This is a genomic window from Pseudomonas sp. SIMBA_068 (assembly GCF_046534705.1).
Taxonomy (GTDB): Bacteria; Pseudomonadota; Gammaproteobacteria; order Pseudomonadales; family Pseudomonadaceae; genus Aquipseudomonas; species Aquipseudomonas putida.
On record NZ_JAWRYI010000643.1, the window covers coordinates 1 to 267 of the forward strand.

The window sequence follows — 267 nt, forward strand, 5'->3', positions numbered from 1 at the left end:
GTGATCAGGTGCGTCGAGCACCTGCTGCCGGGTCATGGGCTGCACGGCGATGGGGTTGGCGGGGCGGGTTTCGGGGGGTTTGCGCAAGAACAGGTACTTGAGGCCAATGCGCAGCTTCTTCATCACGCCGTCCTGCGGCAGGCGTGCCTGGTTGTGGAACCGTCCGTCCCAGTGTGGCGCCGGCTCACCGGCAGCGTTAGCGGTGGGGACCATGAGCAGCAGCACTCCGAGCAACAGGAAAGCCTTCATATTACCCCACAGTGATCG

1 pseudogene is annotated in these 267 nt (G+C 64.0%); it reads right to left on the bottom strand.

Annotated features, from left to right (window positions below):
* A pseudogene (locus SB756_RS30795) lies at positions 1-249 on the bottom strand (hydrolase); the annotation flags it as partial.
* Positions 250-267: the final 18 nt, after the last annotated feature.